Genomic DNA, 26,391 nt, shown 5'->3' on the forward strand with positions numbered 1-26,391 from the left:
AATGACAGGCATCACAGCATCCCTTCGTCTGTTCGCCGCGGTGCTGGCAATGTCGCTTGTTGCGGCTCCGGCGTGGACACAACAGCAAGCACCGGCGCTGATCCTCGAGCTCAACGGCGCGCAGCCTTCCGACAAGGGCTGCCGCCTGACCTTCGTGGTCACCAACAATCTCGGCGCCGACCTTTCCAAGGCGGCATTCGAGATCGCATTGTTCAACGAGGCCGGCGTCGTCGACCGGCTGACCGTGCTCGACTTCAAGGAGCTGCCGGCAGGCAAGACCAAGGTGACGCGTTTCGATCTTGCCGGCACGGATTGCGGCAAGGTCAGCCGCGTGTTGATCAACAGCGCCACGGAATGCGCCGGCGCCGAGCCGAATGCCTGCATGCGCGGGCTGAAGACGCAGACCAGGACCGGCATCGCCTTCGGGGTCTGAATTTTGGGACTGGAACCCGCATTCGCGCGAAACGCCGTGGCGTGGCCACTAGCCGGTTTCCTGCCGCCGGAGCCGGACGATCCGGACTTCGCCATCCCGCGCGAGGCGCTGCGTGTTTCGCTGCGCGACGGGCCGGAAGACAGTTACATCGCCGATGCCGACGGCGACCTGCCGACGGTGCCTGCGGAGCCATTGCGGCAGGCACGACAGACGCGGCGGCGCCGCAACTGGACGGTGGCGATCGCCTGCTCTTGCGCATTCCACGTAGCCGTGGCGCTGGCCTTTCTCACGCTGCCGGACGATCGGCCAAGCATCGAAGGTGCCGACCAGCAAGGCGAATTGCTGCTCGGCGCCGACCCGCAGCAGGCAGCCGGCGATGTCGGAGACGACCCGGACGTGGCCAACGTGACGATGGTGACGATGCTGGACGCCAAACCGGTGGAAACGATCGAGGCACAGGCGACTGCGGCGGAGGAGACGCTTCAGCCGGTCACTGGCGCGGCCGAAGCTTCCGGAACAGAAGTGGTCGAGCCGGTCAGCGAGGCCGCCACGGAAGCTGCTGCGCCTGCCGATCGCACCGATCCCGCACCTGCCCAACCCGTCCAGCCTGCCCGCCAGGGCCCATCGCCCGACATTCTTGCGACCGACAGGCTGGTGCCTGCCGACGACAATGCCGTGCCGCCGCCAGTCAGCGCGGTCGAAACGGCCGAGCCTGCCGAGACGAGTGCTCCGGCACCGGCCGACCCGGCGCCGGCCGAAACGGTTCAGACGACCGAGACAATCGGCGCGGCGGAAGAACCGAAGCTGGAAAGGCCGGAGCCCAAGCAGCCGAAAAAGGCAACCGCACAGAAAAAGCCGGCCAGGAGGGCCGAACCAAACGAGCCCGAAAAGCCGGCCTTGCGCAAGAAAGCGAGCAAGGCACTTGCCAAAGCCGATTCCAAGAAGAAAAAGACCGGCTCCGGCGGCCGTGACGAAACGGATGTCGCGCGCGGCGCGGCCGACGGCAAGAAGGACGGCAAGATCCTGACCGCCAGCAGGGGCGGCAAATCAGGCGTCGGCAATGCAGCCGTCACCAACTATCCCGGCAAGATCAGGGCTAAGCTGGTGCGGGCGTTCAATTCGACACGCTCGCGCGCCACCGGCACGGCTACCGTCGCCTTTACCGTCGCATCGAATGGCAGCGTCCGGTCGGCCAGGCTGACGGGCAGTTCGGGTGTTGCCGCGCTGGACCAAGCCGCACTCGACGCAGTCCGCCGGGCTTCTCCGTTTCCCCCTATCCCAGATGGAGCCGGTCGCTCGGCCTGGCAGTTCGAAGTGCCGCTCGGTATCAGGTAGCGACCATCCCCATGCCGGCACCAAAGTCGGCGCCGCCGCTGCCCGCGATACGCGAACCCTGGCGAAAAAACCTACGCAGCGGCCAGCAGGCTGGCATTGCCGCCCGCCGCCGTGGTGTCGACGCAGACGGCGCGCTCGTGCGCATAGGCGGCCGGATAATAGACTTCGCTGACCAGCGGCACGATCGGGCCGGCGCGCTCGGCGATGACCTTGCGCACGATGCGCGCGGCCTCGGGCGTGCCGGAAAAGGCCACGACATCGACCCGCAGCGAGCGCGCTTCGACCGGGTCCGGCCGGCCGTCGATCGCCGCCAGCGGCAGGCCCTTGCCGATCAGCGCTGATAGCGCTGCCGGCGCGCCGGGTGCGACGGCGAGCACGGCATTGCCGGCGGCCAGCGCCTGGATGGTCTGGGCAAGCAGCGTATCCGCGTCGGGACCGAGGCACAGCACGCGCCCGCGCGGCGACAGCGACAGCGTGTTGGCCTCGCCGGTCGGCCCGGGCAGGTCGACCTGGCCGAAATCGATCGCGGCTGCAGCGCCGATGGCCGCGGCGCCCTTGCCGCGCAGATGTTTCCTCAGGATGGCTACGCGGTCCGGCCGCGTCGACCAGCCGCTAAACGTCGGGTCCGGCAGATTGTCGGCGAGCTCGGTCGCCGTCACCTTGCGGCCATCGGCAAGATGGGTGCCGGCCTCAGGCCCCTTGCGGAAGCGCCGGAGATAATGTGGCCCGCCGGCCTTCGGCCCGGTGCCGGAAAGCCCCTCGCCGCCGAACGGCTGCGCCCCGACGACGGCGCCGATCTGGTTGCGGTTGACGTAGATGTTGCCGGCATGGATGCCGTCAACGAAATGCTGGGCGCGGCCTTCGATGCGGGTGTGCAGGCCGAAGGTCAGGCCATAGCCCTTGCGGTTGATCGCCGCGATCACCGCATCGATCTCGTCGGCATCGAAGGTGGCGACATGCAGCACCGGCCCGAACACCTCGCGCTCCAGCTCCTCGATGCCCTTGACCCGAAAGACGTGCGGCGCAACGAAGCGGCCATCCTTCGGTGCTTCGAGTTTGGCGATCAGCCGGCCCTGCAGGCCCATTTTGGTGCAGTAGTCGCGGATCGACGCTTGCGCCTCGTCGTCGATGACCGGGCCGACATCGGTCGATATCCGCCAGGGGTCGCCGAGGCTGAGTGCTTCCATCGCGCCTTTCAGCATCTCCAGCATCTTCTTCTCGACGTCCTTCTGCACGTAGAGAATGCGCAATGCCGAGCAGCGCTGGCCGGCACTCTGGAAGGCGGAGGCCAGGATATCGCGCACCGCCTGTTCGGGCAGCGCAGTGGAATCGACGATCATGGCGTTCAGGCCGCCGGTCTCGGCGATCAGCATGGCGTCGGGCGCGGCGGTGTCGGCGAGTTGCTTTTCGATCAGCTTGGCGACCTCGGTCGAGCCGGTGAAGCAGACGCCGGCAATGCGCGGGTCAGCGGTCAGCGGGCCGCCGACCGAGGGGCCGTCGCCGGGCAGAAGCTGGATGACATCCTCCGGCACGCCGGCCTCGCGCAGCAGCTGGACAGCACGGAAAGCTATCAGCGGTGTCTGTTCGGCAGGCTTGGCGATGACGGAATTACCGGTGACGAGTGCCGCCGCGATCTGCCCGGTGAAGATGGCGAGCGGAAAATTCCACGGCGAGATGCAGGCGATGGCGCCGCGCGCCTCGGTGCCCGCCTCGGCATTTGCGGCCTCGGCCGCATAATAGCGCAGGAAATCGACCGCCTCGCGCACCTCGGCAACGCCGTCGGCGAGCGACTTGCCGGCCTCGCGGGCGGCGAGTGCAAAGAACTCGACGGCGTTCGCTTCGTAGAGATCGGCCGCCCGGTTGAGGATGGCGGCGCGCTCGGCAACCGGGCGTTTTGCCCACGCCGGTTGTGCCTCGACGGCGATGCGCACGGCGGTCTCGACCTGCTTGGCGCCGGCCTCGCTGACCGTGCCGACCACTTCCGAAGGTTTTGCCGGATTGACCACCGGACGTTGCTTGCCGTAGCCGGCGGCGCGGCTGACCGGCTTGGCGTGCCAGCGGTCCGGCCCGGCGAACTCGGCCCTGGCCTTGTCGATCGCCGCGAGCGTCAGCGTGTCGGTGATATCGAAACCCTTGGAATTACGCCGGCCGGGGCCAAAGATCGCCGACGGCGGCACGATCGCCGGATTGGCGGCTGGGCCTTGCTTCTCAACGATTTCCAGCGGGTCGCGGGCAATGTCCTCGGGCTCGACCTCCTCGTCGGTGAGCTGGTGGACAAAGGAGGAATTGGCGCCGTTCTCCAGCAGCCGGCGGACCAGATAGGCGAGCAGATCGGAATGGGCGCCGACCGGCGCATAGATGCGGCAGCGCGTGCCTTCGGTCCGCCGCACCGTCTCATGCAGCGCCTCGCCCATGCCATGCAGCCGCTGGAACTCGAACGTATCGCGGTCCGTCGTCATCGACAGGATTGCGGCGACGGTGTGGGCGTTGTGGGTGGCAAATTGCGGATAGATGCGGTCGGTCATCGCCAACAGCTTCTTGGCGCAAGCCAGGTAGGAGACGTCGGTGTTAGCCTTGCGGGTAAAGACCGGATAGCCGTCGAGCCCGAGCGTCTGCGCCCGCTTGATCTCGGTGTCCCAATAGGCGCCCTTGACCAGCCGCACCATGATGCCGCGGTCGTATTTCCTCGCCAGTTCGTAGAGCCAGTCGATGACGAAGGCGGCGCGCGGTCCATAGGCCTGGACGACGACGCCAAAACCGTTCCAGCCGGCAAGTTCCGGCTCGGCCAGCACCCGTTCGATGACGTCGAGCGACAAATCGAGGCGGTCGGCTTCCTCGGCGTCGATGTTGAGGCCCATGCGCGAATGGCGCGCCGCCAGCGCCAGCGATAACAGCCGCTCGGCCATGACGGGCAGCATCTTTTCCTTCTGCGTGACTTCATAGCGCGGATGCAGCGCCGAAAGCTTGACCGAGATGCCGTGGTTCTGGCGGATGTCGGGGCCGTTGGCGCCGGCATCGAGCGACGAGATGGCGTCGGCATAGGCCTTGAGATAGCGCAAGGCATCGGCCTCGGTGCGGGCCGCCTCGCCCAGCATGTCGAAGGAATAGAGATAGCCTTTCTGTGTCATCGGCCGGCCGCGCTTGACGGCCTCGGCGATCGTGCGGCCAAGCACGAACTGCTCGCCCATTTCGCGCATGGCAGCCGCGACCGCCTTGCGGATGACCGGCTCGCCCAGCCGGCGCACCATGGCGCGCAGCGTGCCTTCGATGCCGCCCTCGCCTTCGTCGAGCACCCGGCCTGTCAGCATCAGCGCCCAGGTCGACGCATTGATGAAGATCGAGCTCGAGCCGCCCGCATGGGCCGACCAGTCGTGCGGCGCGATCTTGTCGGCGATAAGGTCGTCCATCGTCTCGGTGTCGGGCACCCGCAACAGCGCTTCGGCCAGGCACATCAACGCCACGCCCTCCTTGGTCGAGAGGCCGTAGGCGGACAGGAAGACTTCCATCAGCCGCGGATCGGACGAGCCGCGCACTGCTCGCACCAGATCGGCGGCGCGGGCCGAGATCGCCTTTCGGTCTTTCCCTGAAAGCCCCGTCGCCTCGGCCAGCCGGTTCACAGCCTCGTCTTCGTCAGGCAGGTAATTGGCACGGATCTGCTGGCGGATGGCATCGAGTGCTGGCATGACGGTCCTGTAGAGCAAGCATCAGGGAGCGGGCCGGCGGTCGCCGGACCGAATGGCGCAAAGCTAGCACAAAGCCCGATCGCCGTCGGTCCAAAGAAATCGACAGCGCAGGTCGATTGATCTATCATGACGGCTGATGCCCGCCAATTTGACCAGAATTTCAGTGACAGAAGACCAATTGGACCGCATTGACAGGAACATCCTGTCGGCGCTGGGCAGCAATGGCCGGCTTTCCATGTCGGAACTCGCGGCAAAAGTCGGCCTGTCGAAGACGCCGGTGCAGGCGCGGGTCAAGCGGCTGGAAAAGGACGGCTTTATCAGGGGATACCAGGCGATCATCGATCGCGAGCGCATGGGCGAAGGTCATGTCGCCTTCGTCCAGTTGAAACTGTCCGACACCCGCTCGGCCGCGCTCGACGCCTTCAACCGCGCCGTGCAGGCGGTGCCGGAGATCGAGCAGTGCCACATGATGGCGTCGAGCTTCGACTATCTGCTGAAGGTCCGCACCACCGACATCGCCGCCTATCGCCGCGTGCTCGGCGAGCGGATCTCCGCCCTGCCGCACGTTGCCCAGACCTCGACGTTTGTCGCGATGGAGACGGTGAAGGATCGGTAGGAGAGCGCTGTTGCGGTAATGTTGGCGGGACAGCGAAGGATCGCTACACAGCGCGCTGAGCCACCCTCACTCCGCCAGTGTCTTCAAAAACGCCACCAGCGCCGCGCGTTCGTGGTCCGAAAGCTGCAGCGCGTGGATCTCGGATGTGCCCTCGACGCTTGCCGGTGCCTTGGAATAATGCGCCACCACCTCGTCGAGCGAGGAAAACTGCCCGGCATGCATGTAGGGCGGCCGGGTGGCGGCACCCCGCAGCGACGGCGTCTTATACGCACGAACGAGTTCCGGCCCGGCCTTGACCATGAAGCGCAGTTCGCGGCAGGCGCTGGCATCGCCGTCGCGAAAGGCGCCGAAACAGTTGAACGGATCGGCCTCGACTTGGCGTACCGCGTCGACGCGGCCGCGATCCGGCGGCAGGCCCGCGACCGGCGGCACGCCGGTGTTGTGGAAGCTGCCGTCGGTAAAACGCGGGCCATTGTGGCAGGTCACGCAATTGGCCTTGCCGACGAACAGCTTCAGGCCGAGGATTTCCTCCGGCGAAAAGGCGGCGTCGCCTTTCGGCTCGGCCCCCGCAGCCAGGTCGATGGCAAAGCGGTCGAAGCGTGTCTGCGGCGGCGCGATCGAGCGCTCGAAGGCGGCGATCGCCTTGCCGATGTTGGCAAAGACGCGGTTGACCTCCTCAGCTTGGCTGGCGGGCATGGCTTTCCAGGCCGCCTTCTCGGCATCGGTGCCGAGCGGGCTGGCATTGGCCGGCACGCCCGAAAGGTTCGGCAGCGGGCCGAAGATGCGCTCATAGCGCTCGCCGAAGCGGGCCTTGATGTAATGCGCGAAGGCGGCGCGGTTGCCGGCCTGCTCCAGCGGATTTTCGAGGGGTGTCAGCGCCTGCGCCCACAGGCTGTCGCGCCGCCCGTCCCAGAAGAACCAGGGATCATGAGCGACGCCGGCCAACGGCATGGTACGACGATTGGTGCGGCCGACCCCGACCGCTTGCGGCAGATCGTCCTGGAATTGGCGGTCGATCTTGTGGCAGGTCGAGCACGATACCGTGCCGTCGCCACTCATCCCGGTGTCGAAGAACAGCGTCGAGCCGAGTGCCGCGGCGGCCGGCACATCGGCGAAGCGATTGGTGGTGTCGGGCTTCAGCGGCGGCAGCCTGGATAGCGCCAGCGAGGCGATGGTCTGCTTTTCGGCATCGGAGAACTCCGGTCTGCCGCAGCCGGCAAGCACGGCCACCACCACCAACGCGAGAAGACTGGGAAACCGGCTCATCAGTGGCTCACAGCACCACATTGAAGACGACAGTGTCCGAACCGGCCGCAGCGGAAATGGCAAAATGCAATTGCCACCACCCGCTCATCGTGAATTTCACGCCGTCGATGCGATAGCGCCCCGCGCCGAGGTAATCGGTCGCCTGCGGGCTGGTCGGCAGACCGTGCTTGTGCTGCGGCATGCCGCCGGAAATCGTTATCGCAGCACCTTCCACCGGCGCACCCTCGACGGTTTTGAGCGTCAGCAGCCAGGATTCCAGTTCGCCCTGCCGGATGACGCCTTTCTCGGGCTCGAAAGTCGCCGCGAACAGCTTGTTCGCCGTCGTCTTGGAACGGCCGACATCCGAGCTTGGTTGCGGCGCATGCGGCGCCGTCAGATAGACGATTGCCAGCACGCCGGCGAGCAAGGCAGCCAGGCCGAGGCCCCCAAGAAGATAACGCCATAACGATGCCAAACCCATTCCTGTTCTGCGGATAACGTTTCGCTGGGCAGATCGCGTCCCACGCCCCTGTGGGAAATCGCGCCCAGTGTAAGAATCCGCCGTCGCCAAGCATGGCGCTGCCGGCTGCAAAAAGCTACAGCACCGCAATTGCAGGATGGAGGAGTGCTTCATGGCAGGAAACGGCATCGCCTCGATCGGCGAGTGCATGCTCGAGCTTTCGGGCCAGGCCGGGCCGAACTGGCGCATGGGCTTTGCCGGCGACACGTTCAACACTTTGTGGGCGCTGCATGCCTTGAGCGGCGAGCGGCCGGCGACCTATGTGTCGGCCTTCGGCGACGACCCGTTCTCACGCGACCAGATCAAGTTCCTGGCCGAGAACGGCATCGGCATCGGCGCCAGCCCGGTGATAGCGGGCGCCCGCCCCGGCCTCTATGCGATCACGCTGACCGGCGCCGAACGTTCTTTCACCTATTGGCGGGCCGATGCGGCCGCAAGGCAGTTGGCTTCGGACCCAGCCGCTTTGCAGAAAAGCCTTGAAAATCAGGCGCTTGTCTATTTTTCCGGAATCACTTTGGCAATCCTCGACGAGGCTCCACGCAAGGTACTGCTGACGGCCGTGGCCACGGCGCGCGCGGCCGGCTCGCTGATTGCCTTCGATCCCAATTACCGGCCGCGGCTGTGGCGCCGGCGCGAGGACGCGCAGGCCGCGATCCTCGAGGCACTCGCCGTCGCCGACATCGCGCTCCCGACCTTTCCCGACGAGCAGATGCTGTTTGGTGATACGACACCGCAGAAAACAGCCGAACGGCTGCGAAAGCTGGCCGGCGAAGTCGTCGTCAAGAACGGTGAGGAACCGGCGCTGATCGCGCAAAACGGAACCTTGCAATCGGTTCCGGCGGTGCATGTCGCCGCGCCGGTCGACACCACCGGCGCCGGCGACTCCTTCAACGGCGCCTACCTCGCCGCCCGCCTTGCCGGCCATGCCCCGGCAGAGGCGGTGCTGCGCGCCCATCGCGTCGCCGCCGCCGTCGTGCAGGTGCGCGGCGCCCTGGCGCCGTTCGAGACGCTCAAGGCTGCGTTCGAGGCAACTGCTATCTGACCTTGATGACGACCTTGCCCTTGGCGCGTCCTGTTTCGACATAGGCCAAGGCGTCATTGGTCGCTTCGAATGGAAAGACCCGATCCACAACCGGGCGGATCGCGCCGGCTTCGATGAGAGCGGTGATTTTGCTCAGCTGATCGCCCTGCGCCCACATGAAAAGGAACGAAAACTGCACACCACGGCGCTTGGCTTTGGCCCGAATTCCGCGACTCAGGAAGCGCAGCACCAGCCTCAGCATCAAGTTCAGTCCCTTTTCCCTGGCAAATTCGGCATCCAGTGGACCGGAGATGGAGATGAGCTTGCCACCCAGTTTCAGCACGCTCAGGGATTCTTCCAGTGTCTTGGCGTCCTGGCTGTTCAAGACGACATCGTAGCCCGACAGAACTTTCTCGAAGTCGTCTTTCCTGTAGTCGACGACGACATCGGCGCCGAGACTTTTGACCAGATCGGCACTCGCCGCGCTCGCGGTTGTCGCAACGGTCGCGCCGAGGTGCTTGGCCAACTGAATAGCAAATGTCCCGACGCCGCCGGAACCAGCCTGAATGAAGACCTTCTGCCCCTTCTTCAGGTTTGCCCGTTCGATTAGCGTCTGCCAGGCGGTGAGACCGACCAGGGGAATCGACGCCGCCTCTTCCATACTGAGATTCTCGGGCTTCAAGGCTACGTCGGCCTCATTCACGGCAATGAATTCGGCGAATGTCCCAATCCGGCCGTCGCGCGGCCGCGCATAGACCTCGTCGCCGGCTTTGAACTTGCTGACTTTCGATCCCACGCGGATAACCTTCCCAGCCACGTCGTGGCCCAGGATGAAGGGCCGGCGATAGGGCAGGATGAGCTTGAATTCTCCGGTTTTGACCTTGGAATCGAGCAGGTTCACCCCTGCGGCATGGACCTCGACCAAGACATCGCTGTCCTGGAGCTCCGGCTCCGGCATTTCGGCCAGCCGCAGGGTGCCCTTTTTATTATACTTATCGACAACGAATGCCTTCATGGCAGTTACTTTCTAAGAATGTCTGTTGCTGTTCGGGACGAAACAAGCCGAACGTTTTCAGCTGCATGGCCGCCCTGCGGCAAGGCCTCAGCCTCGAGGAAGGACAGCGCCTTCGGGACAAAATCGGCGTAGTTCTGAAATACCCCGCCATGCCCGGCATCCGGGTAGATGACCAGATGCGCCCCAGGGATACGCCCGGCGAGATCGTAGGTATTGCTGCTCGGCACCATCCTGTCCTGGTCGCCATTCGCAACCAAAGTGGGAATGCGGATGGTGCTCAGGTCTTGTGGCGCCTGGAGTCCGTAGGCCTTGATCGCCTTGAGTTGCGCGCCGAACGCGCTCAGCGATATCGCCTTGTCCCGGTTGTTCCGGCGCTCCTTCAGCCGTTCCAGAAATGCGTTTGCGGCGCGGCGCCCATTCGGCGTTCTTGTGAAGAAGAGATAGTACTTCGGATCCCGAAAAGTCAGCGCGCCCTTGATCATGTCCACGATCGTCAGCGGCGTCACCTTGTCGATGCCTTGCCCACCGGCCGGCCCCGTGCCAGCCAGGATGAGTTTGCGCACAAGCTTGGGCTCGGTCAGCACAATCTCTTGCGCCACGAAGCCGCCGAGTGAAAAGCCGAAGAGATCGACTTCTTCGAACCCCAGCGCCCGGACAAAGGCGATTGCATCCCGCGCCATGCCGGAAATGGTCGACGGAGTTTTGCCACCCGAAGCACCGATGCCGCGATTGTCGAAGGCAATTACCCGCCGGGTCGCAGCGAGGCCATCGACGATGCGCGGATCAAAATTGTCCAGCTGAGCAGCCAGATGGTTGAGCAGGATCACCGGCACGCCCGCCCTGGGCCCGAGTTCCCTGTAAGCAAAGGCTGTGCCGCCGACATCGATCGAGAGCGTTGGCGCGTCCTGGAACAACGCCGGTGAACGCGGCGACCGATTGGATCTATGTGTCATGCTTGGCGCCTCCGTTTCGTAGGGCCTGGCCAAATGTGTCGTAGTTGCTAGTCGCATGTGCGTGAAATCCTCTGGCTCGCCGTTGTTCAGACCGGCAGTCGGAACTGTTTGCGCAGGCTCTTGTCGAAAATCCCCGCGGGGGCAAAGCGGCGCAGCAGGCTGACCTGGCGCGCTGCGTTGCCAGCGGTATAGCGCCGTCGCGGGCGGGCATCGGTCGCTGCCTTGACAACCACATCCGCCACCACTTCCGGCCGATCGGCTTTGGGCATCACATCGCCCAGCAGCGCCTTGAGCCCGGCTCGAGCCCGATCGTATTCCTTCAACAGCGAATCCGGCTCGATGCCGTTCTGGTCGAAGACGGTGCGGACGAATGCCGGCTCGATGACGGAAACGCGGACGTTGAAGGCGCGCACCTCGTGGTCGAGCGATTCCGAATAGCCTTCGAGCGCGTGCTTGACCGCCGAGTAATGAGCTGAGTATGGCGCGGGTACCAGTCCCAGAATGGAGCCGATATTGATGATGCGCCCTTCGCCGCGCCGCCGCATCGACGGCAACACCGCATTGGTCATTCGCATGACGCCGAACAGATTGACGTCGAACAGGGCTTGTACCTGGGCGACCGAGGATTCCTCGGCGCCTCCTAGCAGACCGACACCGGCATTGTTGACCAGGAGGTCGATCCGGCCGGTCTGCGCGAGCACGGTGGCAACGAGCGCATTGACGGCCGCATCATCGGTCACGTCGCATGCCAGCATGGTCACTCCGCCCGGACCATTACTGGTCTTGCGGCGACTTGTCCCGAAGACAGTGAAACCCGCCCGCGCCAAGGCCTCGGCGCTGGCGCGGCCGATGCCGGAGGAGGCTCCGGTCACGATTGCGGTTTTTTCAGAATTCCCATTCATTTTTGATGTTCCAGGTTCGAGAGGTCTAGCTTATTTCCACAAATTGAATTATGTTCGTAATATCAGATTATGAGCATAATGCAATAGCAGGACAGGAAAGAAAGACCATGCGCTACGAAAAGGGCCGAAAAGACGCGTCACGCAGCCGGATCATGGAGGTCGCCGCCGAACGTTTTCGATCTGACGGCATCGCGGCGTCCGGGCTGGCAACCATCATGAGCGACGCCGGGCTGACGAACGGCGCCTTCTATCCGCACTTCCAGTCGAAGGCGGAGCTCGTCCGTGAAAGCGTGGCGGCGGCCTTGGACGCGCAGTCGCATGAAGTGCAGGAAGCATTGGCCGCCGGCGGTCCGGAAATGGCCATAGAGACGTATCTATCGGCCGAGCACCGGGACAATCCTGGAAAGGGTTGCGCTTCGGCCGCGTTGTTGCCGGAAATCGCGCGGCAGCCGCCTGAAACGCGAGCCCTCTATGCCGAGCGCGCTCAATCCCTGGTGCGCCAGATAGCTGAAGCTCTGCCGCAGACGAACGATCCCGAGGGCGCTGCGTTGGGCATGTTTGCAACGCTCATCGGCGCGCTTCAACTCGCGCGCGCCGTGGAAGGAACGGAATTGTCGGATCGTATCCTAGCGGCGGGAGCAGCTGCCGCAAAGGCGCTGATCCGGCCGGTTCAAGACGAGGTGGCCTCCTGATGGCAGCCCGGATTATTCGGCCGGCTCGAATCTGCCTTGCACCAAGACTGTCTCCACCGGCCCAAGCGGATTGATGATCCGGCTAACCAGGACTTCGATAAGTTTGCGTCCAACACCCGCCATATCCACGGAATGAACTCCGATCTTTGCCGGCAGGAAGCGTGCCAGCCGCGTGCTGTCACGGGTGACGATGTGGACGTCGCGGCCTGGTGTAAGATCCTGCTTGCCGAGAGCGTGCAACGCTCCCAGAAGGCCCAGTTCGTTGGCGCACGCCAAGCCCGTTGGCGGATCTGATGACGCCAGCAAGCGATCGAACCAGCCTGCGCTCGATTCCATGGTGAACATGCCATGACCGATCAGCGATTGGTCGATCGGAATACCGGCCTCGGCCATTGCCCTTCCATACCCGGCAAGACGCATAGCACTCGTCTGGTCCTCCGGAACGAGAAGTTGCAGCGCAATGCGTCGACAGCCCTTATCCATGAGCCGCCGGGTCGCCTCGTAGGCAATCTGTTCATTATCGACATCGACATAAGGATACGCGATATCCAGGTCGGTTCTTCCAAACGCAACGAACGGCATGCGTTTATCCAGCAGCAGCTTGACGCGCGGATCAGCCGACACCAGGCGCGTGATGATCAGGCCGTCTGCGCTGTGCGCCTGAAGCTGCCGCTGCACACTCTCAACGGGATCGTCGTCGGGAGTGGTGGAATAGATGGACAGACTATAACCGGCTTGCCGCGCCGCCAGCGTCATGCCTTCGATTAAAGGAAGCTTCAACAGATCGGACAGATGGTCTCGTGTTTCCATCGGGAGTACGGCCGTCAGCGTCTGCGTTCGACCGGTTTTGAGCGCGCGACCATGATGATTTGGTAAATAGCCGACCCGCTTAGCCGCCTCCTTGACGCGGGCTATGGTCGAGGGCTGCACTTCCGGTCCATCTTTCAGAGCGCGGGAAACCGTGGTCACCGAGAGCGAAAGTTCCGCGGCGATCTGCTTTAGATTGGCCATTGTTCGCCCGACTTCATTTGCGAAAGCGCCGGCTGATTTGCTGACCGCCATAACGTTACCGAATTCGACATCCCGGTCAATCGAACTCCCGTAGGAAGCAGCTTGACTCCAGTGCATTGAGATGCAATCGTAACGTTACGATTACAAAATAATGGCTCTTTTGAGCGATGTTTGATAAAGTTGGGGAGGAGAACCTATGTCCTGGCTACGCATTTCCTTAACAGCATTCGCAATCTCGGCTGCCCTGCCCGTTCATGCGCAGACGGTCACCATCACGACCGCAGGTGGGGATTATGGTAACGCCATGAAGGAGGCCATGTGGGGCCCGGCTGCAAAAGAGCTTGGCTATGATGTCCGCGAGGAGACCCTAAGCGACGGCCTGGCCGCCTTGAAGATGCAGGTCACCTCGGGTGCGGTCACGACCGACGTCATTCACCTGGGTTCGCCGGAAGGTGCCCAGGCGGCCGCACAATCGCTGCTGGAGCCGCTCGACTACAAGATCATCGATCCGAAATCCGTGCCGGAGGGTGCGAAGTCCGACTACTGCTATCCGTTTGACTCCTATGGCACCGTCATGTCGTGGAACACCAAGACCTATGGCGAGAACCCGCCGAAGACGTGGGCGGAATTCTGGGATGTTGCCAAATTTTCTGGCCGTCGCGCGTTGCGCGCCAATGCGCAAGACTCGATCGAGATCGCGCTTCTCTCCGATGGCGTGGCACCGGCGGACGTCTATTCCGTGCTCAGCACCCCGGAAGGGCTAGAGCGCGCCATCAAGCGGCTTGAAGCGATCAAACCAGATGTCGCCGTGTGGTGGACCTCGGGCGCCCAGTCCGCGCAGTTGCTGAAAGACGGTGAGGCGGATTTGGTCATTACCTGGAACGGACGCGCCCAAACCGTGAAAGCAGATGGCGGCGCGGCTGACTACACGTTCAAGGGTTCGGTCATCGGCACGGACTGTCTTGGGGTGCCGAAGGGAGCGCCGAACAAGGAAGCCGCGATGAAGCTCATCGCAGCGATGACGCAGCCCGCGCGGGTTGCCAAGCTGACCGATTTCATTGCCTACGGCCCAGTCAATCCTGCGGCATATGAGGGTGGCCTTATTCCCGAGGACCGTCTGAAGACCCTTGCGACCGCGCCTGAAAATGCTGGCACTTCGGTGTTTTCCAATTCAGAATGGTGGGTCAAGAATGGCGAGGCTGCCCAAAGAGCCTTCGATGAAATGATGGCTCGCTGACTCTCAGCTCTGACGCATGTCGCGCAAAAATGTGCAGCGCGCGACAACGACATGCATGAAAACAAGAACCTAAAGCGCGTCGCGTGAAGCCGGTCGAACGCGACGCGCTTTAAGGCTGGAGCACATCATGAAGTCGCTCGCGATCACCATCGAAAGCGTGCACAAGGCTTATGGGTCCTACGTCGCACTGGATGATGTTTCGCTCGACATTCAGGCTGGCGAATTCCTCACGCTGCTAGGGCCATCGGGATCGGGCAAGACCACGTTACTCATGGCTCTGGCCGGTTTTGTCCGGCCGGATTCCGGTAAACTTTTCTTGGGCGATCGAGACATCACCCGCCTGCCGCCCAACAAACGAGACATCGGCATAGTATTCCAGAATTACGCCTTGTTTCCCCACATGAATGTCCTGGCGAACGTCGCGTATCCGCTGGTGCTGCGCAAGGTACCGAGAGCGGAGGCGCGTCAGCGGGCGCTTGATACCTTGGCCCGCGTGAAGCTGGATGGTCTGGCGGAGCGCAATATTGCCGCACTATCCGGCGGCCAACGTCAACGGGTGGCATTGGCGCGGGCTATCGTCTTCGAACCGCGCGTGATGTTGATGGACGAGCCGCTGTCGGCGCTCGACAAAAACCTGCGCGAGACCATGCAGTATGAGATCCGGCGTCTGCATGATCATCTACGGATCACCACGATCTATGTAACCCACGACCAGCGCGAAGCGCTGATTATGTCTGACCGGATTGCGGTGATGAATTCTGGCCGCATCCAGCAGATAGATACGCCGCAGCGGATTTATGATCGTCCATCGACCCGCTTCGTCGCGGAGTTCATGGGCGAGGCCAACATTGTGGCCCCGGGCTCAGCGCGCAGAATCGACGGCGCCGAAGCATCACGCGAAACTCTGATGATCCGCGCCGAAAGCTTCCATCTTGATGCGAAGCTCGTCGGGGGAGACGGAGTGGCTCTCGAAGGAATACTGTGCGCCAAAGCGTTCCGCGGCGAGAACTGGCTTTTGACGCTGGCGCTTGACGGCGGGCAAGAGGTTCTTGTCTGCATTCCGGCAGCGCTGGCCGGCGGCTGCGCCGAGCTTGCCGCCGGTCAGCGGATGACCGCATATGCACCGGCAGCGAAGGTTCACGCGATACCGGGAGCGATGGCGTGACCGTCGTCCGGGACCCGGCGCTCGCGGCGGATGCGCGGCGCGAGCGGCGGTTTTTTCTTTCACTTTCGCTCCCGGCGCTGTTCATCGTTGGACTGGCGGCGATACTGCCCATCCTTTGGATCATCCGGCAATCCTTCCTGACCACCGGGGGTGAGTACACCGTCGGCAACTACGAGAAGGTCCTTTCGAGCGGACTGACGTGGTCGGCGCTCGTCACGACCCTCGAACTGTCCTTGGGTACGGTGGCGGCCTGCATTCTCCTCGGCACTCCTCTGGCGCTGGCTCTGGCCAGCGTCAGACCAAGGCTGGCCAACGTGCTCATGGCGTTCGTCATGCTGCCGCTGTGGACCTCTATTCTGGTGCGTACCTATGGTTGGCTCGTGCTCTTGCGGCGCGACGGCCTGATCAACGCGGCTTTGACCGGTTCAGGCCTGACGGCGGAGCCATTGCCGCTGGTCTACAACTTCACGGGAACGCTCATCGGCATGGTGCACTACATGCTGCCACTTTTTCTGCTGCCTGTTTATGCTGCGATGCGCGATATCGACCCAAATCTCATTCGCGCGGCTGCGAGCATGGGAGCCACTCTCAGGCAGGTCATCCGCACAGTCATTATGCCGCTTTCGGCGGGCGGCATCTTCTCGGGTTCGATCATCGTCCTCATCTACGCCATAGGTTTTTTCATCACGCCGGCGGTGCTTGGCGGCGGCAAGGTAAATCCGCTCTCTACCCGGATCGAGCGTACACTATCGACCTTTCAGGACTGGGGGTCGGCAAGCGTCCTGGGCATTCTGCTCCTCGTTCTTATGTCGCTGATCGGTGTGATGTTGCTGGCGGCACGCCGGCTGGTGGCCCAGAACACCGTGGAAGCCTCCCATGCTTGAAGCCTATCCGCAAAACAGGCTCGCCCGCATTTTGCTCTGGAGCTTTGCCGCTCTTGTCATGGCATTTCTGATGCTGCCGACGCTCGTGGTGGTGCCGCTTTCCTTTTCGGCATCTAATCTCCTCGAGTTTCCGCCGCACGCCTACTCGTTGCGCTGGTACGAGAACTTCTTCGGCTCGGCAACGTGGATGGCCGCGCTGAGGACGAGTTTGATCCTTGGGACGTTGACGGCGTTGATCGCGGTGCCCTTCGCGCTGCTCGCCTGCATTTCAATGAACCGGCTGGGCGGAAAGACCGCTGCGGCCATCCAGAGCGTCCTGCTGACCCCCTCGATCACCCCAGGTATCCTGCTTGCGATCGGTCTCTTCTTTGTGTTGGCCGCACAACATCTGATCGGAACGCTGTTGGGTGTGCTGGTCGGACATGTGGTGCTGGCCGTTCCGGTCGCCTGCATTGTGTTGCTACCCGCTCTCGCCCGCTTTGACTGGAACCAGGTTCAGGCGGCGCGCAGCCTCGGTGCAAACTGGGCCAGAGCCATTGGCGGAATAATCGTTCCGCAACTTCGGATCAGCTTGCTGTCAGCGACATTGATGGCGTTCCTGACTTCGCTCGACGAGTCTGTGATTTCGATCTTCATCGCAAGTGGTCGCAATAGCACGATGCCGAAGCTTATGTTCCTGTCGCTGCGCGATCAGATCGATCCGACCATTGCGGCGATCTCGACATTGTGGACCGTCATCGTCGTGGCCGTGGTCCTGATTGTGACCCTTCGCCAAAAATCCTGACCGAGACTGGAAACATGCCCACCAATTACCATGCAGCCGACGATCTGACGGATCATTCGACGGACATCCCTCAGGTAGGGTTGGCCATCATCACCGGGTCGGCAAACTGGGGGCTTGCCTTCCCGGAAGATGTCGAATTCGATGGTGTGCGTACCTTGCGGCGCGACATGAGTTTTGAAACGCCTTTCGGTCGTACCGACAACTGGAAGCTGCTCGAGTTCGACGCGTCGATTACTGCCGACGGGAGAGCAAAGCGCGCTCTGTGCATGTATTCGCACGGCAATCCCCGCGACCATATTGACCATTCCTGTCATCGCCGCGCGTTCTGGGTATTGATGCGGGCGGGTGTACGGCAAGTTCTCGCCTGCTCGACGGTTGGCGCCGTCAACAAGGCGATCCAGCCGGGCGACATGGTGGTGACCGCCGACATCATCGAACTGACGCAGACCCCGTTTTCACTGTTGCCTGACCGCCAGAGCTTTGACTGTTCGGGCAAGCAAATCGTGTGTCCAAGATGTGCGGCGGTTCTGGTCGAAACGGCCCGCCGTCATTGGCCAGCCGAATGCCGCGTTTATGGCATCGAACAGCAGTTGGTGGCTGCCCACTGTTATGGGCCCCGGCTGACAACGCCAGCCGAAGCCTTGGCGTATCGGGGCATGGGGGCGGATGTACTCAACCATTCCATCGCCCCTGAGGCGACCTTGTCGCGCGAGATCGGCGCGTGTTTCGTGCCTTGCGCGTTCGTGACGGCGGGCTTCAACGACTATATGGATCGCAATCGCCAGAAATTGCTGCAGGAGGACGTGCTGCCCAATCTCTCAATGACAGCCTCGCGGGTCGCGCTGGAGACCGCCGCGCGACTTCCTGCTGATCCGGCATGCTCCTGTCAGGGCTTGAAGTCGCCTCAGCCGAAAGAACGCTCCAGCCGGTTCTGAGATACCCGCCAGATGGCTGAAGCTCTGCCGCAGACTAGGGATCTCGAGAGTTGTGTGCGTCAAGCTCTGCAAAAATGGCGTTGCATTCAGCGATGACGTTGGCGTGTCCGCCGGGCAGCCGGTAAGCCTATGGGAGCCGGTCTAGGGCCTCCGCAACTTTTACTCTCAGTTGCGCTTCGTCAAGATAGAATCTAGGATTCTCTCTAATCAAGCTGATATCGGAAGTATATGAGTCAATGCCAGCAAAGATCTCATCTATCACCTTAAACTCCTGCTCTGGGATGGCTCGCGTCTCATTCTTAAATTTCTTTAAGTAAATTTCTACCAACTTAGGAGCATCTATTTCCCCTGCGAGAAAAGTTTCAACCAACGCACGGTATTCGCCAGATACGCTGCTCATAGTTCGCCTCCCAGTTTTCCGGTCGTCAAGACATATTCTAACTGCTTGGGACTGAGCTTCCATCAAGACAGGAGATTTCCTGAACTATCGCGAATGACATTCAAGCCGGTTTGCGGGTCGACGAAGTGCGTTACTGATTGCTCTTGGTAAGTTCCTGGATGGCCTGCGTCATCTCGGCCTCCAAAGCCTCCTGCACCACAATCTGCAAGACCTTGCGAAAGCCGTCCTCATCCGACGACAGCAACGCTTTCAACTCGCCCTCTGCTCAGCCTATTTCTCGACTGGTCATGGCACTCCCCTTCCACGGGAATCGGTGGTCGAAACGTCACCAGCGTGCCATGGCAGCCCGTTGCCTCAGGCCAAGAGCTGTTCTCTCTCCAGAGCTTTTGCAGAACCTTCAGGACACTATCATCCCGAGGCGCTACGTTGGGCATGTTCGCGACGCTCGAGTCGTACGCTTCGGCAGCGGCAGTCCAACCCTAAGGCAGCCTGAACCGGTATTCCGTCACGTGATGGTAGATCTGCCCGGGCCACAGTGTGGCTTGCGGGAAATACGGCCGGTTCGGCGCATCCGGCCAGATTTGCGGCTCCAGGCAGAAGCCCGAAAAGGCCTTGTATTCACGCCCACCCAATCCAGGCGAAGACGGCGCCAGATACTGGCCGGTATAGAGCTGGACACCCGGCTCCGTGGTCCAGAGCTCCATCTCGACGCCGGAATTCGCGCCCTGCGCCCATGATGCCTGTTTCAGCGGCCCGCGCGTCGAGGCGAGGCAGAAATTCTGGTCATAGGGGAGCTGTTCGCCCTCGGTCTCCATGCGCAGCGGCCGCGCCTGGCGAAAGTCGAAAGGCGTGCCGTCGACCGGCTTGACCGTGCCTGTCGGGATCAGATCGGCGTCGACAGGAAGATAAGCGCCGGCATTCAGCATCAGCCGGTGGTCGAGAATGTCGCCGGCGCCGCCGTCATCCAGGTTGAAATAGGAATGCTGGGTGAGGTTGCAGAGCGTCGGCTCCTCGCAGGTGGCGGTCAGTTCGACGCTGAGCGTGCCGGGGATCTTCAGCCGGTAGGTGCAGGTCACGTCGAGCGCGCCGGGAAAGCCCATCGTGCCGTCGGGGTCGTGCAGGGTCAGCGTGACAAAATCCCTGCCATGCAGCGAAACCGCCCAGGCCCGGCGCGAAAAACCTTGCGAACCGCCATGCAGCGTGTGCTTTTCGAGGAAATTGCGCTCGGTCTGATAGCGTTTGCCGGCAAGCGTGAAGCGGCCGTCGCGGATACGGTTGGCATAGCGCCCGACGACGGTGCCGAAGAAGGCGGTGTCAGTCTCATAGTGCTCGAAACGATCATAGCCGAGCACCAGCGGCGCGTCGTGCCCGGCCAGACGCAGATCCTGGATGATCGCACCCAGCCCGATGATGTTGGCGGTGAGGCCGCCACCACGGATGGTGAAGCGGCGGACGGCCTCGCCCGCCTGCGTCGTGCCGAAAACCTCGCCGTCCTTCATTGCCATGCTCGCAAGTTCGCTGCTCGATGCCAGCCTGGCCTTTCGAAGCGGCCCAGGGTCGTTTTCGGTATTACCGCATCAGGCTTCTAGAGACCAAGTCCACCGATGCAGACATATTTGGTGTCGAGATAATCCTCGATGCCCTGATGGCCGCCTTCCTTGCCGAGGCCCGATTCCTTGACGCCGCCGAACGGCGCTTCAGGGGTGGTGATGAGCCCTTCATTGACGCCGACCATGCCGTATTTCAGCCCTTCCATGACCCGGAAGGCGCGGCCGAGATCGCCGGTGTAGAAGTAGCAGGCCAGGCCGAACTCGGTGTCGTTGGCGAGTGCTACGGCCTCTTCCTCGGTCTCGAACTTGAATACCGGTGCTACCGGGCCGAAGATTTCTTCCTTCATGAAGCGCATCTTCGGCGTCGCATTGGCGATCACTGTCGGCTGGAAGAACGAGCCGCCGAGCGCGTGGCGCTTGCCGCCGGCGACGACCTTGCCGCCTTTGGCAGTAGCGTCGGCAATCAGCTCCTCGACCTTCTCCACCGCCTTCTCATCGATTAGCGGTCCCTGCTGGACACCCTCCTCGAGGCCGGAACCGACCTTCATCCCGTTGCTCGCAGCAGCCAGCTTTTCGACGAACTGGTCATAGATGCCGGCCTGCGCCAGGAAGCGGTTGGTGCAGACGCAGGTCTGGCCGGAATTGCGGTACTTGGCGGTGATGGCGCCGGCGACGGCCCGCTCGATGTCGGCGTCGTCGAAGACGATGAACGGCGCATTGCCGCCGAGCTCCATCGACACTTTCTTGACGGTCACCGACGACTTCTGGATCAGGATCTTGCCGACCTCCGTCGAGCCGGTGAAGGTGATCTTCTTGACCAGCGGGTTGGCACAGATCTCGTCGCCGATCTCACCGGCGGCGCCGGTCAGGATATTGATTACGCCTTTGGGGAAGCCGACTTCCTCGGCAAGCGCGCCCCAGGCAAGGCCGGAATAAGGCGTCTGCGACGCGGGCTTGACCACGGCGGTACAGCCGGCGGCAAGCGCCGGGCCAAGCTTGCGGGCCAACATCGAGGATGGGAAATTCCACGGCGTAATGGCGGCGATGACGCCGACCGGCTCCTTGGTCACCAGGATACGGCGGTCCGCCCAGGGCGACGGAACGACGTCGCCATAGGTGCGGCGGCCCTCTTCGGCGAACCACAATATGTAGGACGCGGCCGAGCCGATCTCGCCCTTCGATTCGAACAGCGACTTGCCCTGCTCGATGGTCAGCAGTTCGGCCAGCACGTCCTGATTGTCCATCATCGCGTCGTGCAGCTTGCGCAACAGCTTCGAGCGTTCGAGCGCGGTGGTCTTGCGCCATGTCTGGAAAGCAGCGTCGGCGGCTTCGATGGCGCGGCGGGTCTCGGCCTTGCCCGACTTCGGCACTGTGCCGATCTTGAGGCCGGTGGCAGGATTGTTGACGTCGATCGTCTGGCCTGAATCGGCCTGCACCCATTCGCCATTGATGAGATTGGCCTGCCGCATGAAATGGCTGGTTTTCTGAAGCATGATCTCGCCTCCGTTCGGCACCTGGCGGGCCGGTCGCTGATTTCGTGAATGGACGTGCGCGATAGCATCGCTAGAGCCACTGCTCTTAGCCCAGGGCAAGCCCCGCAAGCAATCACAAGATGGCATATAGGGTTTGGGCCAGCCAAAGCGAGAGCGATGCAGCCAAGGCTCCAGGGTATGTTGAGATTCAGGTCAGGCCGAGTCGAGAAGGGTGGGTTCCGAGAACCGGAACGGAGCGGACATTCGGGTCCGTGAGTACCGGAAGCGCAGGAAACCGCCATTCGCAGGCCGGCATCACCTGAATATCGACATACCCTACCCAAAAACATGGACGACCACCGTCAGCCAAAACGCAGTGGTCACGACAGCACAGGCGGTGGCGATGGTCATCTGGTTCGACGCCAGCGCCTGGCCGGTGTTGAACTGCACCGCGATGAGATAGGAATTGATGCCGGACGGCAACGCCGCAACCATCACCGCCACCTTGGCCGTCAATGGCGGCAGGCCGATCAGCCACACCAGGCCGAGAACCAGCGCCGGCATCAGGAACAGTTTCAGCGCCGACAGCGCCAGCGCCGGCCTTACATTGCCGGAGATGCCAAAGCGGCGCAGGCTGAGCCCCATGGCAAACAGCGCAACCGGGGCGGCCGTGCCGGCCAGCGCGTCGCTCAGCCGCGTCGCAAGCACCGGCAGCGGCGCACCGGTGAAGCGCCACGCCAGCCCGGCCAGTATGCCGATGATCAGCGGATTGATGATTACCCTCCTGAGAAAGCTCCTGACGACACGGACCGGATGCACAGGCTCGCTGCCGCCGCGGCCGAACATCTCGAACAGGATTATCGAGGCCATCATCATCACCGGCAGGTGAATGGAGACGAGCAGTGACAGCACTTCGAACCCGGCCGGCCCGAACACGCCGATGATGAAGGGCGCGCCGAGCAGGACGACGTTGGAGAAGGACGACGATACGCCGCCGACGACGCCGGCGCGGGCGTCCCGCCCGAAGATGCGCGTAACAACCAGATGGCCGGTGGCCCAGGTGAGCGCGACCGCCGCGAAATAAGCGCCCCATAGCGACCACGGCGCCACGCCGTGGAAATCGGCCTTTACCATGGTCTGGAACAGCAAAAGCGGCATTGCCACGTTGATGGCGAATTCGGATACGCCCTCGCCGCTCGCCGGCTTCAAATAGCCGGTCAACCCGGCAAGATAGCCGAGCCCGACGAGACTGAAGACGAAGAGGACGGTTTCGGTAAGCGGAGACATTTTTCCCGTGATAGGCGAGGCCGGGCGGCGGCGCAACCGCCCTTCCCTCGCGAATGTACCGGCCAACAATCCGGCCGCTCGGATCTTGTCCGAATTTGCCCATGGTTGGATGCCAGCGCTATACAGGGCTGTCGGGGGACACGCGGCGAATGGGCCTTGTCGGAAATCAGCACTTCTTCAAGCAGGCGTGGCTGACGGCTTTGGTCGGCGCCATGCTTTGCCTCGTGGTGACCTCGGCTCACGCCGCGGAGCCGGAGAGCCTCAAGGGCGTGGCGCTGATTGTCGGCCAGTCGAAATACCAGCACATAGCGGCTCTTCCCAACCCCGCCAACGACGCCCGCGACATCGCCAAGATGCTGACCGATCTCGGCTTCGACGCGCGCAGCGTCACCGACCGCGACGCGGCAAAGCTGAAGCGCGACCTCGAGCGTTTCGCTGAGGATGCCGAGGACGCCGACGTCGCCTTGATCTACTATTCCGGCCACGGCATCGAGGCCGGCGGCGAAAACTATCTGGTGCCGGTCGACGCCGACGGTCGTCATTGAAGGACGCCGATCAGGCCCTGGTGCCGATCTCCGCCGTCATGGACGAATTGAAGACGACCGTGCCGGTAACGATCATGCTGCTCGATGCCTGCCGCACCAACCCGTTTCCGGCGGATGCGGTGCTGCGCCGGGCGCCGACGGCCTCGGCCTCGCCGGTCAGCGCCGGCGGATTGGAGCCGGTGCGCGGCGCCAGGGCACTGGCGAACGTTACCGCGACGGAAAATCTGGGGACGGTGATCGGCTTTGCCGCCGAGCCGGGGCGGCCGGCACTCGACGGCATCGTCGGCGAAAACAGCCCCTACGCAGCGGCACTTCTGCGCCACCTCGCGGCAATGAAGGGCACCGAGTTCGGCTCGGTCATGCGCATGGTGACCGAGGAGGTCTATCTCGACACCAAGGCAAAGCAGCGGCCATGGGTCAATGAAAGCCTGCGCCGGCTGCTCTATTTCGGCGTTGCACCGCAGGAACCGACCGGCGACGACGGGCTGATCACTGGCGAGCGGCGGCTATTGCTGCTGACGATCGCCGAGTTGCCGAACCCCAAGCGGGCACAGGTCGAACTGGCCTCGCTGCAGGACGGCGTGCCGCTCGACGCGCTTTATGGCGTGCTGAAGGCACTCGGCACCGAAAAGATGCCGGAGGACCCCGCCGACCTGCAAAAGCTGCTCGATGCTCAGGCCGAGCGCCTGAAGATGATCTCCGAGCGCAACGCGCTGCGCACCGACGACCCCGAGATCAGCCGCCTCGTCGCCTCGGCCGACAAGGCGATCGGCCAGGGCGCTATCGTCACTGCGCGCAACTTCCTCGACAAGGCAGTGGGCCGGGTCGAGCAGGCCAGCGGCGTGGTCGACCGGGCAGAGGATCTGGTCAGGCAGAAGCGTCTTGCCGACGCGGCGATCTATGCCAGGCGCGCCGACGCTTCGGCGCTGGTCTTCGACTATCTGTCCGCCGCCAACGATTACGGCAAGGCCTTCTCGCTGGTCGAGAAATGGGACGGCAGGCTGCGGTGGAACTACAAGAACCAGGAGGCGGAAGCGCTCAATGCGCATGGCGACGCCACCGGCGACAGGCAAGCGCTGCAGCACGCCATAGACGCCTACCGCGTCATCCTGAACTTCATCCCTAATGGCGAGCAGAACCGGGATTGGGCGATTACCCGCAACAACATGGCGGTGGTGCTGCAGACGATCGGCGAGCGCGAGCGCCAAACCGACCGGCTCGAAGAGGCCGCGAAAGTCTTTCGCGATTCGCTTGCCGTGTTCGAGTGCGAGAAGGATGATCTCAACTGGGCGGCCGCCCAGAATAACCTGGCCAATGTGCTGTTGAAGATCGGCGAACGCGAGAGCGACCCGAAACGCCTGAACGAGGCAGTGGTGGCGATGCGCGCCACGCTGGAGAAGCGGCCGCGCGGCAAAGTCCCGCTGGACTGGGCCGCCTCGCAAAGCAACCTTGGCCTTGCGCTTTACGCGCTTTCGGAACGCGAACCGGGCGGCGCGCGCCTGACCGAGGCCGAGGCCGCCTACCGGCTGGCGCTTGAAGAATACACGCGCGAAAAGGCGCCCGTTCCGTGGGCGATGGTCCAAAACAATCTCGGCAACACGCTGGTGTCTCTCGGCACGCAACGCAACGACAAGGCAAAAATCGACGAGGCAGCCGCGGCATTCCGCGCCGCGCTCGAAATCCGCACACGCGACACCTTCCCGCTCTCCTGGGCGAGCAGCCGTCTCAATCTGGGTAACGCGCTGAGCAGTGCTGCCCGTTTCGATCTCGGCACCGGCCTGCTCGAAGAGGCGGCTGCCGCCTATGGCGACGCGCTGACCATATTTACACGCCAACGTTTTCCAACGGATTGGGCTTCGGCGGAGAACAATCTCGGCTCGATCTACCAGACGCTCGGCCAGCGCACGCGCGATCCTGCCAGGCTTGAGCAATCGGCTGCTGCATACCGGGCGGCACGGCGCGTCTATACCAAGAAGGAGTTTCCGCTCGACTGGGCGATGACCCACTACAATCTCGGCAACACGCTGCAACTGCTCGGCGGCGTGACTGACAAGCCGGTGCACTACGAGGCGGCGATCGAGGCCTATCGCGATGCACTGCGCGAATACAAGCGCGAGACGACGCCGCGGCAATGGGCGCTGGCCCAGGCCGCCCTCGGCTCGGCGCTGCAATGGCTGAGCATGAGCGAGGCCGACACCAGCAAACTGGTCGCTTCGATCGCCGCGCGCCGGGCGGCGCTGGAGGTGCTGACCTTCGAGACCTCGCCCGTCGATTGGGCAAACGCGCAGAACGGCATCGGCATGAGCCTGATCAATCTCGGCAATCTCGAACGGACCGGCAGATATCTGGACGACGCCGAAGCCGCCTTCGAGGCGACGCTCAAGGTCTTCACCCGCGAAGGCCAGCCGATGCAATGGGCCTTCGAGCAGAACAATCTCGGCGACGTCCACTGGAACCGCGGCAGCTATGGCGGCGGCAATGCCGAATACCAAAAGGTGATCGAATTCTTCGAGAACGCCAAGCAAGGCTTTACCGAAGCCGGCTACACACTCCCCATCCCGCTGACCGACCGCAAGATCGATCTGGTGAAGAAGCAGATAGCGAAGAAATAGGCGTCTCGGCCACAGGTTGCACTCGGCTTGTCTTTCAGCCGGCTTTGCCGTCCCTATATGCCGGTCACCGGGGACCTGCCTGCCGGTCACCCGA

At 63.0% G+C, this 26,391-nt stretch carries 24 protein-coding genes; 12 read left to right on the plus strand and 12 right to left on the minus strand.

Annotated features, from left to right (window positions below; translation table 11 throughout):
• The first annotated feature begins 1 nt into the window (after position 1).
• Together NKH80_RS12975 and NKH80_RS12980 are read left to right on the plus strand one after the other, a co-directional pair.
• Entirely contained in the window at positions 2-433 is a 432-nt protein-coding gene (locus NKH80_RS12975) for a hypothetical protein (protein WP_352470344.1), read from the plus strand.
• Positions 434-469: 36 nt separating this feature from the next.
• Positions 470-1,768, plus strand: a complete 1,299-nt coding sequence (locus tag NKH80_RS12980; protein ID WP_352991856.1) for an energy transducer TonB family protein — start codon at positions 470-472, stop codon at positions 1,766-1,768.
• 71 nt (positions 1,769-1,839) lie between these two features.
• Here the strand turns inward: NKH80_RS12980 and putA are convergent, their stop codons facing one another.
• A complete protein-coding gene (gene putA, locus NKH80_RS12985; RefSeq protein ID WP_352991858.1) occupies positions 1,840-5,451 on the minus strand; it encodes a bifunctional proline dehydrogenase/L-glutamate gamma-semialdehyde dehydrogenase PutA in 3,612 nt (1,203 codons plus the stop codon).
• Between the two features lie 136 nt (positions 5,452-5,587).
• Here putA and NKH80_RS12990 point away from each other — a divergent pair, with 136 nt between their 5' ends.
• Positions 5,588-6,067 (plus strand): Lrp/AsnC family transcriptional regulator, encoded by a 480-nt coding sequence (locus NKH80_RS12990; protein WP_502900941.1) that lies wholly within the window; start codon positions 5,588-5,590, stop codon positions 6,065-6,067.
• 66 nt (positions 6,068-6,133) lie between these two features.
• On the opposite strand, the gene NKH80_RS12995 is transcribed toward NKH80_RS12990, so the two are convergent.
• Both NKH80_RS12995 and NKH80_RS13000 read right to left on the minus strand, forming a co-directional pair.
• The gene (locus NKH80_RS12995) at positions 6,134-7,333 is read right to left on the minus strand and encodes a cytochrome-c peroxidase (RefSeq protein ID WP_352991863.1); all 1,200 of its coding nucleotides are present in this window, start codon (positions 7,331-7,333) and stop codon (positions 6,134-6,136) included.
• A gap of 7 nt (positions 7,334-7,340) precedes the next feature.
• Positions 7,341-7,787, minus strand: a complete 447-nt coding sequence (locus tag NKH80_RS13000; RefSeq protein ID WP_352451991.1) for a FixH family protein — start codon at positions 7,785-7,787, stop codon at positions 7,341-7,343.
• Positions 7,788-7,944: 157 nt separating this feature from the next.
• Between NKH80_RS13000 and NKH80_RS13005 the strand changes: the two genes are divergently transcribed.
• Positions 7,945-8,874, plus strand: a complete 930-nt coding sequence (locus tag NKH80_RS13005; RefSeq protein ID WP_352505788.1) for a sugar kinase — start codon at positions 7,945-7,947, stop codon at positions 8,872-8,874.
• On the opposite strand, the gene NKH80_RS13010 is transcribed toward NKH80_RS13005, so the two are convergent.
• The 3 genes from NKH80_RS13010 to NKH80_RS13020 all read right to left on the minus strand — a co-directional run bounded on the left by NKH80_RS13010 (position 8,867) and on the right by NKH80_RS13020 (position 11,723).
• On the minus strand, positions 8,867-9,868 hold the full coding sequence (locus NKH80_RS13010) for an NADP-dependent oxidoreductase (protein ID WP_352991865.1): 1,002 nt from the start codon (positions 9,866-9,868) through the stop codon (positions 8,867-8,869). The two genes, NKH80_RS13005 and NKH80_RS13010, sit on opposite strands and share 8 nt — an antisense overlap.
• 5 nt (positions 9,869-9,873) lie before the next feature.
• Positions 9,874-10,821 carry an alpha/beta fold hydrolase gene (locus NKH80_RS13015; RefSeq protein WP_352991867.1) on the minus strand — a complete coding sequence of 316 codons (948 nt, stop codon included), beginning with the start codon at positions 10,819-10,821 and terminating at the stop codon, positions 9,874-9,876.
• An 86-nt stretch (positions 10,822-10,907) separates the two neighbouring features.
• Positions 10,908-11,723, minus strand: a complete 816-nt coding sequence (locus NKH80_RS13020; RefSeq protein WP_352451958.1) for an oxidoreductase — start codon at positions 11,721-11,723, stop codon at positions 10,908-10,910.
• A 107-nt stretch (positions 11,724-11,830) separates the two neighbouring features.
• Between NKH80_RS13020 and NKH80_RS13025 the strand changes: the two genes are divergently transcribed.
• Positions 11,831-12,415, plus strand: a complete 585-nt coding sequence (locus tag NKH80_RS13025) for a TetR/AcrR family transcriptional regulator (RefSeq protein WP_352451959.1) — start codon at positions 11,831-11,833, stop codon at positions 12,413-12,415.
• 12 nt (positions 12,416-12,427) lie between these two features.
• Here the strand turns inward: NKH80_RS13025 and NKH80_RS13030 are convergent, their stop codons facing one another.
• Positions 12,428-13,477 carry a LacI family DNA-binding transcriptional regulator gene (locus NKH80_RS13030; protein ID WP_352991869.1) on the minus strand — a complete coding sequence of 350 codons (1,050 nt, stop codon included), beginning with the start codon at positions 13,475-13,477 and terminating at the stop codon, positions 12,428-12,430.
• Positions 13,478-13,622: 145 nt separating this feature from the next.
• On the opposite strand from NKH80_RS13030, the gene NKH80_RS13035 reads away from it, so the two are divergent.
• The 5 genes from NKH80_RS13035 (at position 13,623) to NKH80_RS13055 (ending at position 18,431) form a co-directional block, all read left to right on the plus strand.
• A complete protein-coding gene (locus NKH80_RS13035) occupies positions 13,623-14,663 on the plus strand; it encodes an ABC transporter substrate-binding protein (RefSeq protein WP_023676450.1) in 1,041 nt (346 codons plus the stop codon).
• Between the two features lie 127 nt (positions 14,664-14,790).
• Positions 14,791-15,828, plus strand: coding sequence for an ABC transporter ATP-binding protein (locus tag NKH80_RS13040; protein ID WP_352991871.1), 1,038 nt, complete (start codon positions 14,791-14,793; stop codon positions 15,826-15,828).
• Positions 15,825-16,712, plus strand: a complete 888-nt coding sequence (locus NKH80_RS13045; RefSeq protein ID WP_352991873.1) for an ABC transporter permease — start codon at positions 15,825-15,827, stop codon at positions 16,710-16,712. The genes NKH80_RS13040 and NKH80_RS13045 overlap by 4 nt, the downstream gene beginning before the upstream one ends.
• Positions 16,705-17,496 (plus strand): ABC transporter permease, encoded by a 792-nt coding sequence (locus tag NKH80_RS13050; protein WP_254818215.1) that lies wholly within the window; start codon positions 16,705-16,707, stop codon positions 17,494-17,496. The genes NKH80_RS13045 and NKH80_RS13050 overlap by 8 nt, the downstream gene beginning before the upstream one ends.
• Before the next feature lie 14 nt (positions 17,497-17,510).
• Positions 17,511-18,431 (plus strand): phosphorylase family protein, encoded by a 921-nt coding sequence (locus NKH80_RS13055; protein ID WP_352505783.1) that lies wholly within the window; start codon positions 17,511-17,513, stop codon positions 18,429-18,431.
• A gap of 127 nt (positions 18,432-18,558) precedes the next feature.
• Here the strand turns inward: NKH80_RS13055 and NKH80_RS13060 are convergent, their stop codons facing one another.
• The 5 genes from NKH80_RS13060 to NKH80_RS13080 form a co-directional block, all read right to left on the minus strand.
• Entirely contained in the window at positions 18,559-18,831 is a 273-nt protein-coding gene (locus tag NKH80_RS13060; RefSeq protein WP_352505782.1) for a colicin immunity domain-containing protein, read from the minus strand.
• Positions 18,832-18,961: 130 nt separating this feature from the next.
• Positions 18,962-19,084 (minus strand): hypothetical protein, encoded by a 123-nt coding sequence (locus NKH80_RS13065; RefSeq protein ID WP_352505781.1) that lies wholly within the window; start codon positions 19,082-19,084, stop codon positions 18,962-18,964.
• A 226-nt stretch (positions 19,085-19,310) separates the two neighbouring features.
• Positions 19,311-20,336, minus strand: a complete 1,026-nt coding sequence (locus tag NKH80_RS13070) for an aldose epimerase family protein (protein ID WP_352505780.1) — start codon at positions 20,334-20,336, stop codon at positions 19,311-19,313.
• An 80-nt stretch (positions 20,337-20,416) separates the two neighbouring features.
• A complete protein-coding gene (locus NKH80_RS13075; RefSeq protein ID WP_352991877.1) occupies positions 20,417-21,874 on the minus strand; it encodes an NAD-dependent succinate-semialdehyde dehydrogenase in 1,458 nt (485 codons plus the stop codon).
• Positions 21,875-22,189: 315 nt separating this feature from the next.
• The gene (locus tag NKH80_RS13080; RefSeq protein ID WP_352505778.1) at positions 22,190-23,140 is read right to left on the minus strand and encodes an AEC family transporter; all 951 of its coding nucleotides are present in this window, start codon (positions 23,138-23,140) and stop codon (positions 22,190-22,192) included.
• Between the two features lie 149 nt (positions 23,141-23,289).
• Between NKH80_RS13080 and NKH80_RS13085 the strand changes: the two genes are divergently transcribed.
• Both NKH80_RS13085 and NKH80_RS13090 read left to right on the plus strand, forming a co-directional pair.
• Positions 23,290-23,685 carry a caspase family protein gene (locus tag NKH80_RS13085; protein WP_352991880.1) on the plus strand — a complete coding sequence of 132 codons (396 nt, stop codon included), beginning with the start codon at positions 23,290-23,292 and terminating at the stop codon, positions 23,683-23,685.
• Complete coding sequence (locus NKH80_RS13090; RefSeq protein ID WP_352991882.1) at positions 23,682-26,297, plus strand: caspase family protein; 2,616 nt, start codon at positions 23,682-23,684, stop codon at positions 26,295-26,297. The genes NKH80_RS13085 and NKH80_RS13090 overlap by 4 nt, the downstream gene beginning before the upstream one ends.
• The last annotated feature ends 94 nt before the right edge of the window (positions 26,298-26,391 follow it).

This window comes from Mesorhizobium sp. M0904 (genome assembly GCF_040319475.1).
In the GTDB taxonomy this organism is placed as follows: domain Bacteria; phylum Pseudomonadota; class Alphaproteobacteria; order Rhizobiales; family Rhizobiaceae; genus Mesorhizobium.

What these genes read in the sequence shown, in the direction of transcription:
- NKH80_RS13015 (WP_352991867.1), bottom strand. Translation starts at nt 10,821, where the DNA reads ATGACACATAGATCCAATCGGTCGCCGCGTTCACCGGCGTTGTTCCAG.
- NKH80_RS13005 (WP_352505788.1), top strand. Translation starts at nt 7,945, where the DNA reads ATGGCAGGAAACGGCATCGCCTCGATCGGCGAGTGCATGCTCGAGCTT.
- NKH80_RS13075 (WP_352991877.1), bottom strand. Translation starts at nt 21,874, where the DNA reads ATGCTTCAGAAAACCAGCCATTTCATGCGGCAGGCCAATCTCATCAAT.
- NKH80_RS13035 (WP_023676450.1), top strand. Translation starts at nt 13,623, where the DNA reads ATGTCCTGGCTACGCATTTCCTTAACAGCATTCGCAATCTCGGCTGCC.
- NKH80_RS12975 (WP_352470344.1), top strand. Translation starts at nt 2, where the DNA reads ATGACAGGCATCACAGCATCCCTTCGTCTGTTCGCCGCGGTGCTGGCA.
- NKH80_RS13030 (WP_352991869.1), bottom strand. Translation starts at nt 13,477, where the DNA reads ATGGCGGTCAGCAAATCAGCCGGCGCTTTCGCAAATGAAGTCGGGCGA.
- NKH80_RS13050 (WP_254818215.1), top strand. Translation starts at nt 16,705, where the DNA reads ATGCTTGAAGCCTATCCGCAAAACAGGCTCGCCCGCATTTTGCTCTGG.
- NKH80_RS13040 (WP_352991871.1), top strand. Translation starts at nt 14,791, where the DNA reads ATGAAGTCGCTCGCGATCACCATCGAAAGCGTGCACAAGGCTTATGGG.
- NKH80_RS13060 (WP_352505782.1), bottom strand. Translation starts at nt 18,831, where the DNA reads ATGAGCAGCGTATCTGGCGAATACCGTGCGTTGGTTGAAACTTTTCTC.
- NKH80_RS13055 (WP_352505783.1), top strand. Translation starts at nt 17,511, where the DNA reads ATGCCCACCAATTACCATGCAGCCGACGATCTGACGGATCATTCGACG.
- putA (WP_352991858.1), bottom strand. Translation starts at nt 5,451, where the DNA reads ATGCCAGCACTCGATGCCATCCGCCAGCAGATCCGTGCCAATTACCTG.
- NKH80_RS12990 (WP_502900941.1), top strand. Translation starts at nt 5,588, where the DNA reads ATGCCCGCCAATTTGACCAGAATTTCAGTGACAGAAGACCAATTGGAC.
- NKH80_RS12995 (WP_352991863.1), bottom strand. Translation starts at nt 7,333, where the DNA reads ATGAGCCGGTTTCCCAGTCTTCTCGCGTTGGTGGTGGTGGCCGTGCTT.
- NKH80_RS13080 (WP_352505778.1), bottom strand. Translation starts at nt 23,140, where the DNA reads ATGTCTCCGCTTACCGAAACCGTCCTCTTCGTCTTCAGTCTCGTCGGG.
- NKH80_RS13020 (WP_352451958.1), bottom strand. Translation starts at nt 11,723, where the DNA reads ATGAATGGGAATTCTGAAAAAACCGCAATCGTGACCGGAGCCTCCTCC.
- NKH80_RS13070 (WP_352505780.1), bottom strand. Translation starts at nt 20,336, where the DNA reads ATGGCAATGAAGGACGGCGAGGTTTTCGGCACGACGCAGGCGGGCGAG.
- NKH80_RS13010 (WP_352991865.1), bottom strand. Translation starts at nt 9,868, where the DNA reads ATGAAGGCATTCGTTGTCGATAAGTATAATAAAAAGGGCACCCTGCGG.
- NKH80_RS13025 (WP_352451959.1), top strand. Translation starts at nt 11,831, where the DNA reads ATGCGCTACGAAAAGGGCCGAAAAGACGCGTCACGCAGCCGGATCATG.
- NKH80_RS13085 (WP_352991880.1), top strand. Translation starts at nt 23,290, where the DNA reads ATGGGCCTTGTCGGAAATCAGCACTTCTTCAAGCAGGCGTGGCTGACG.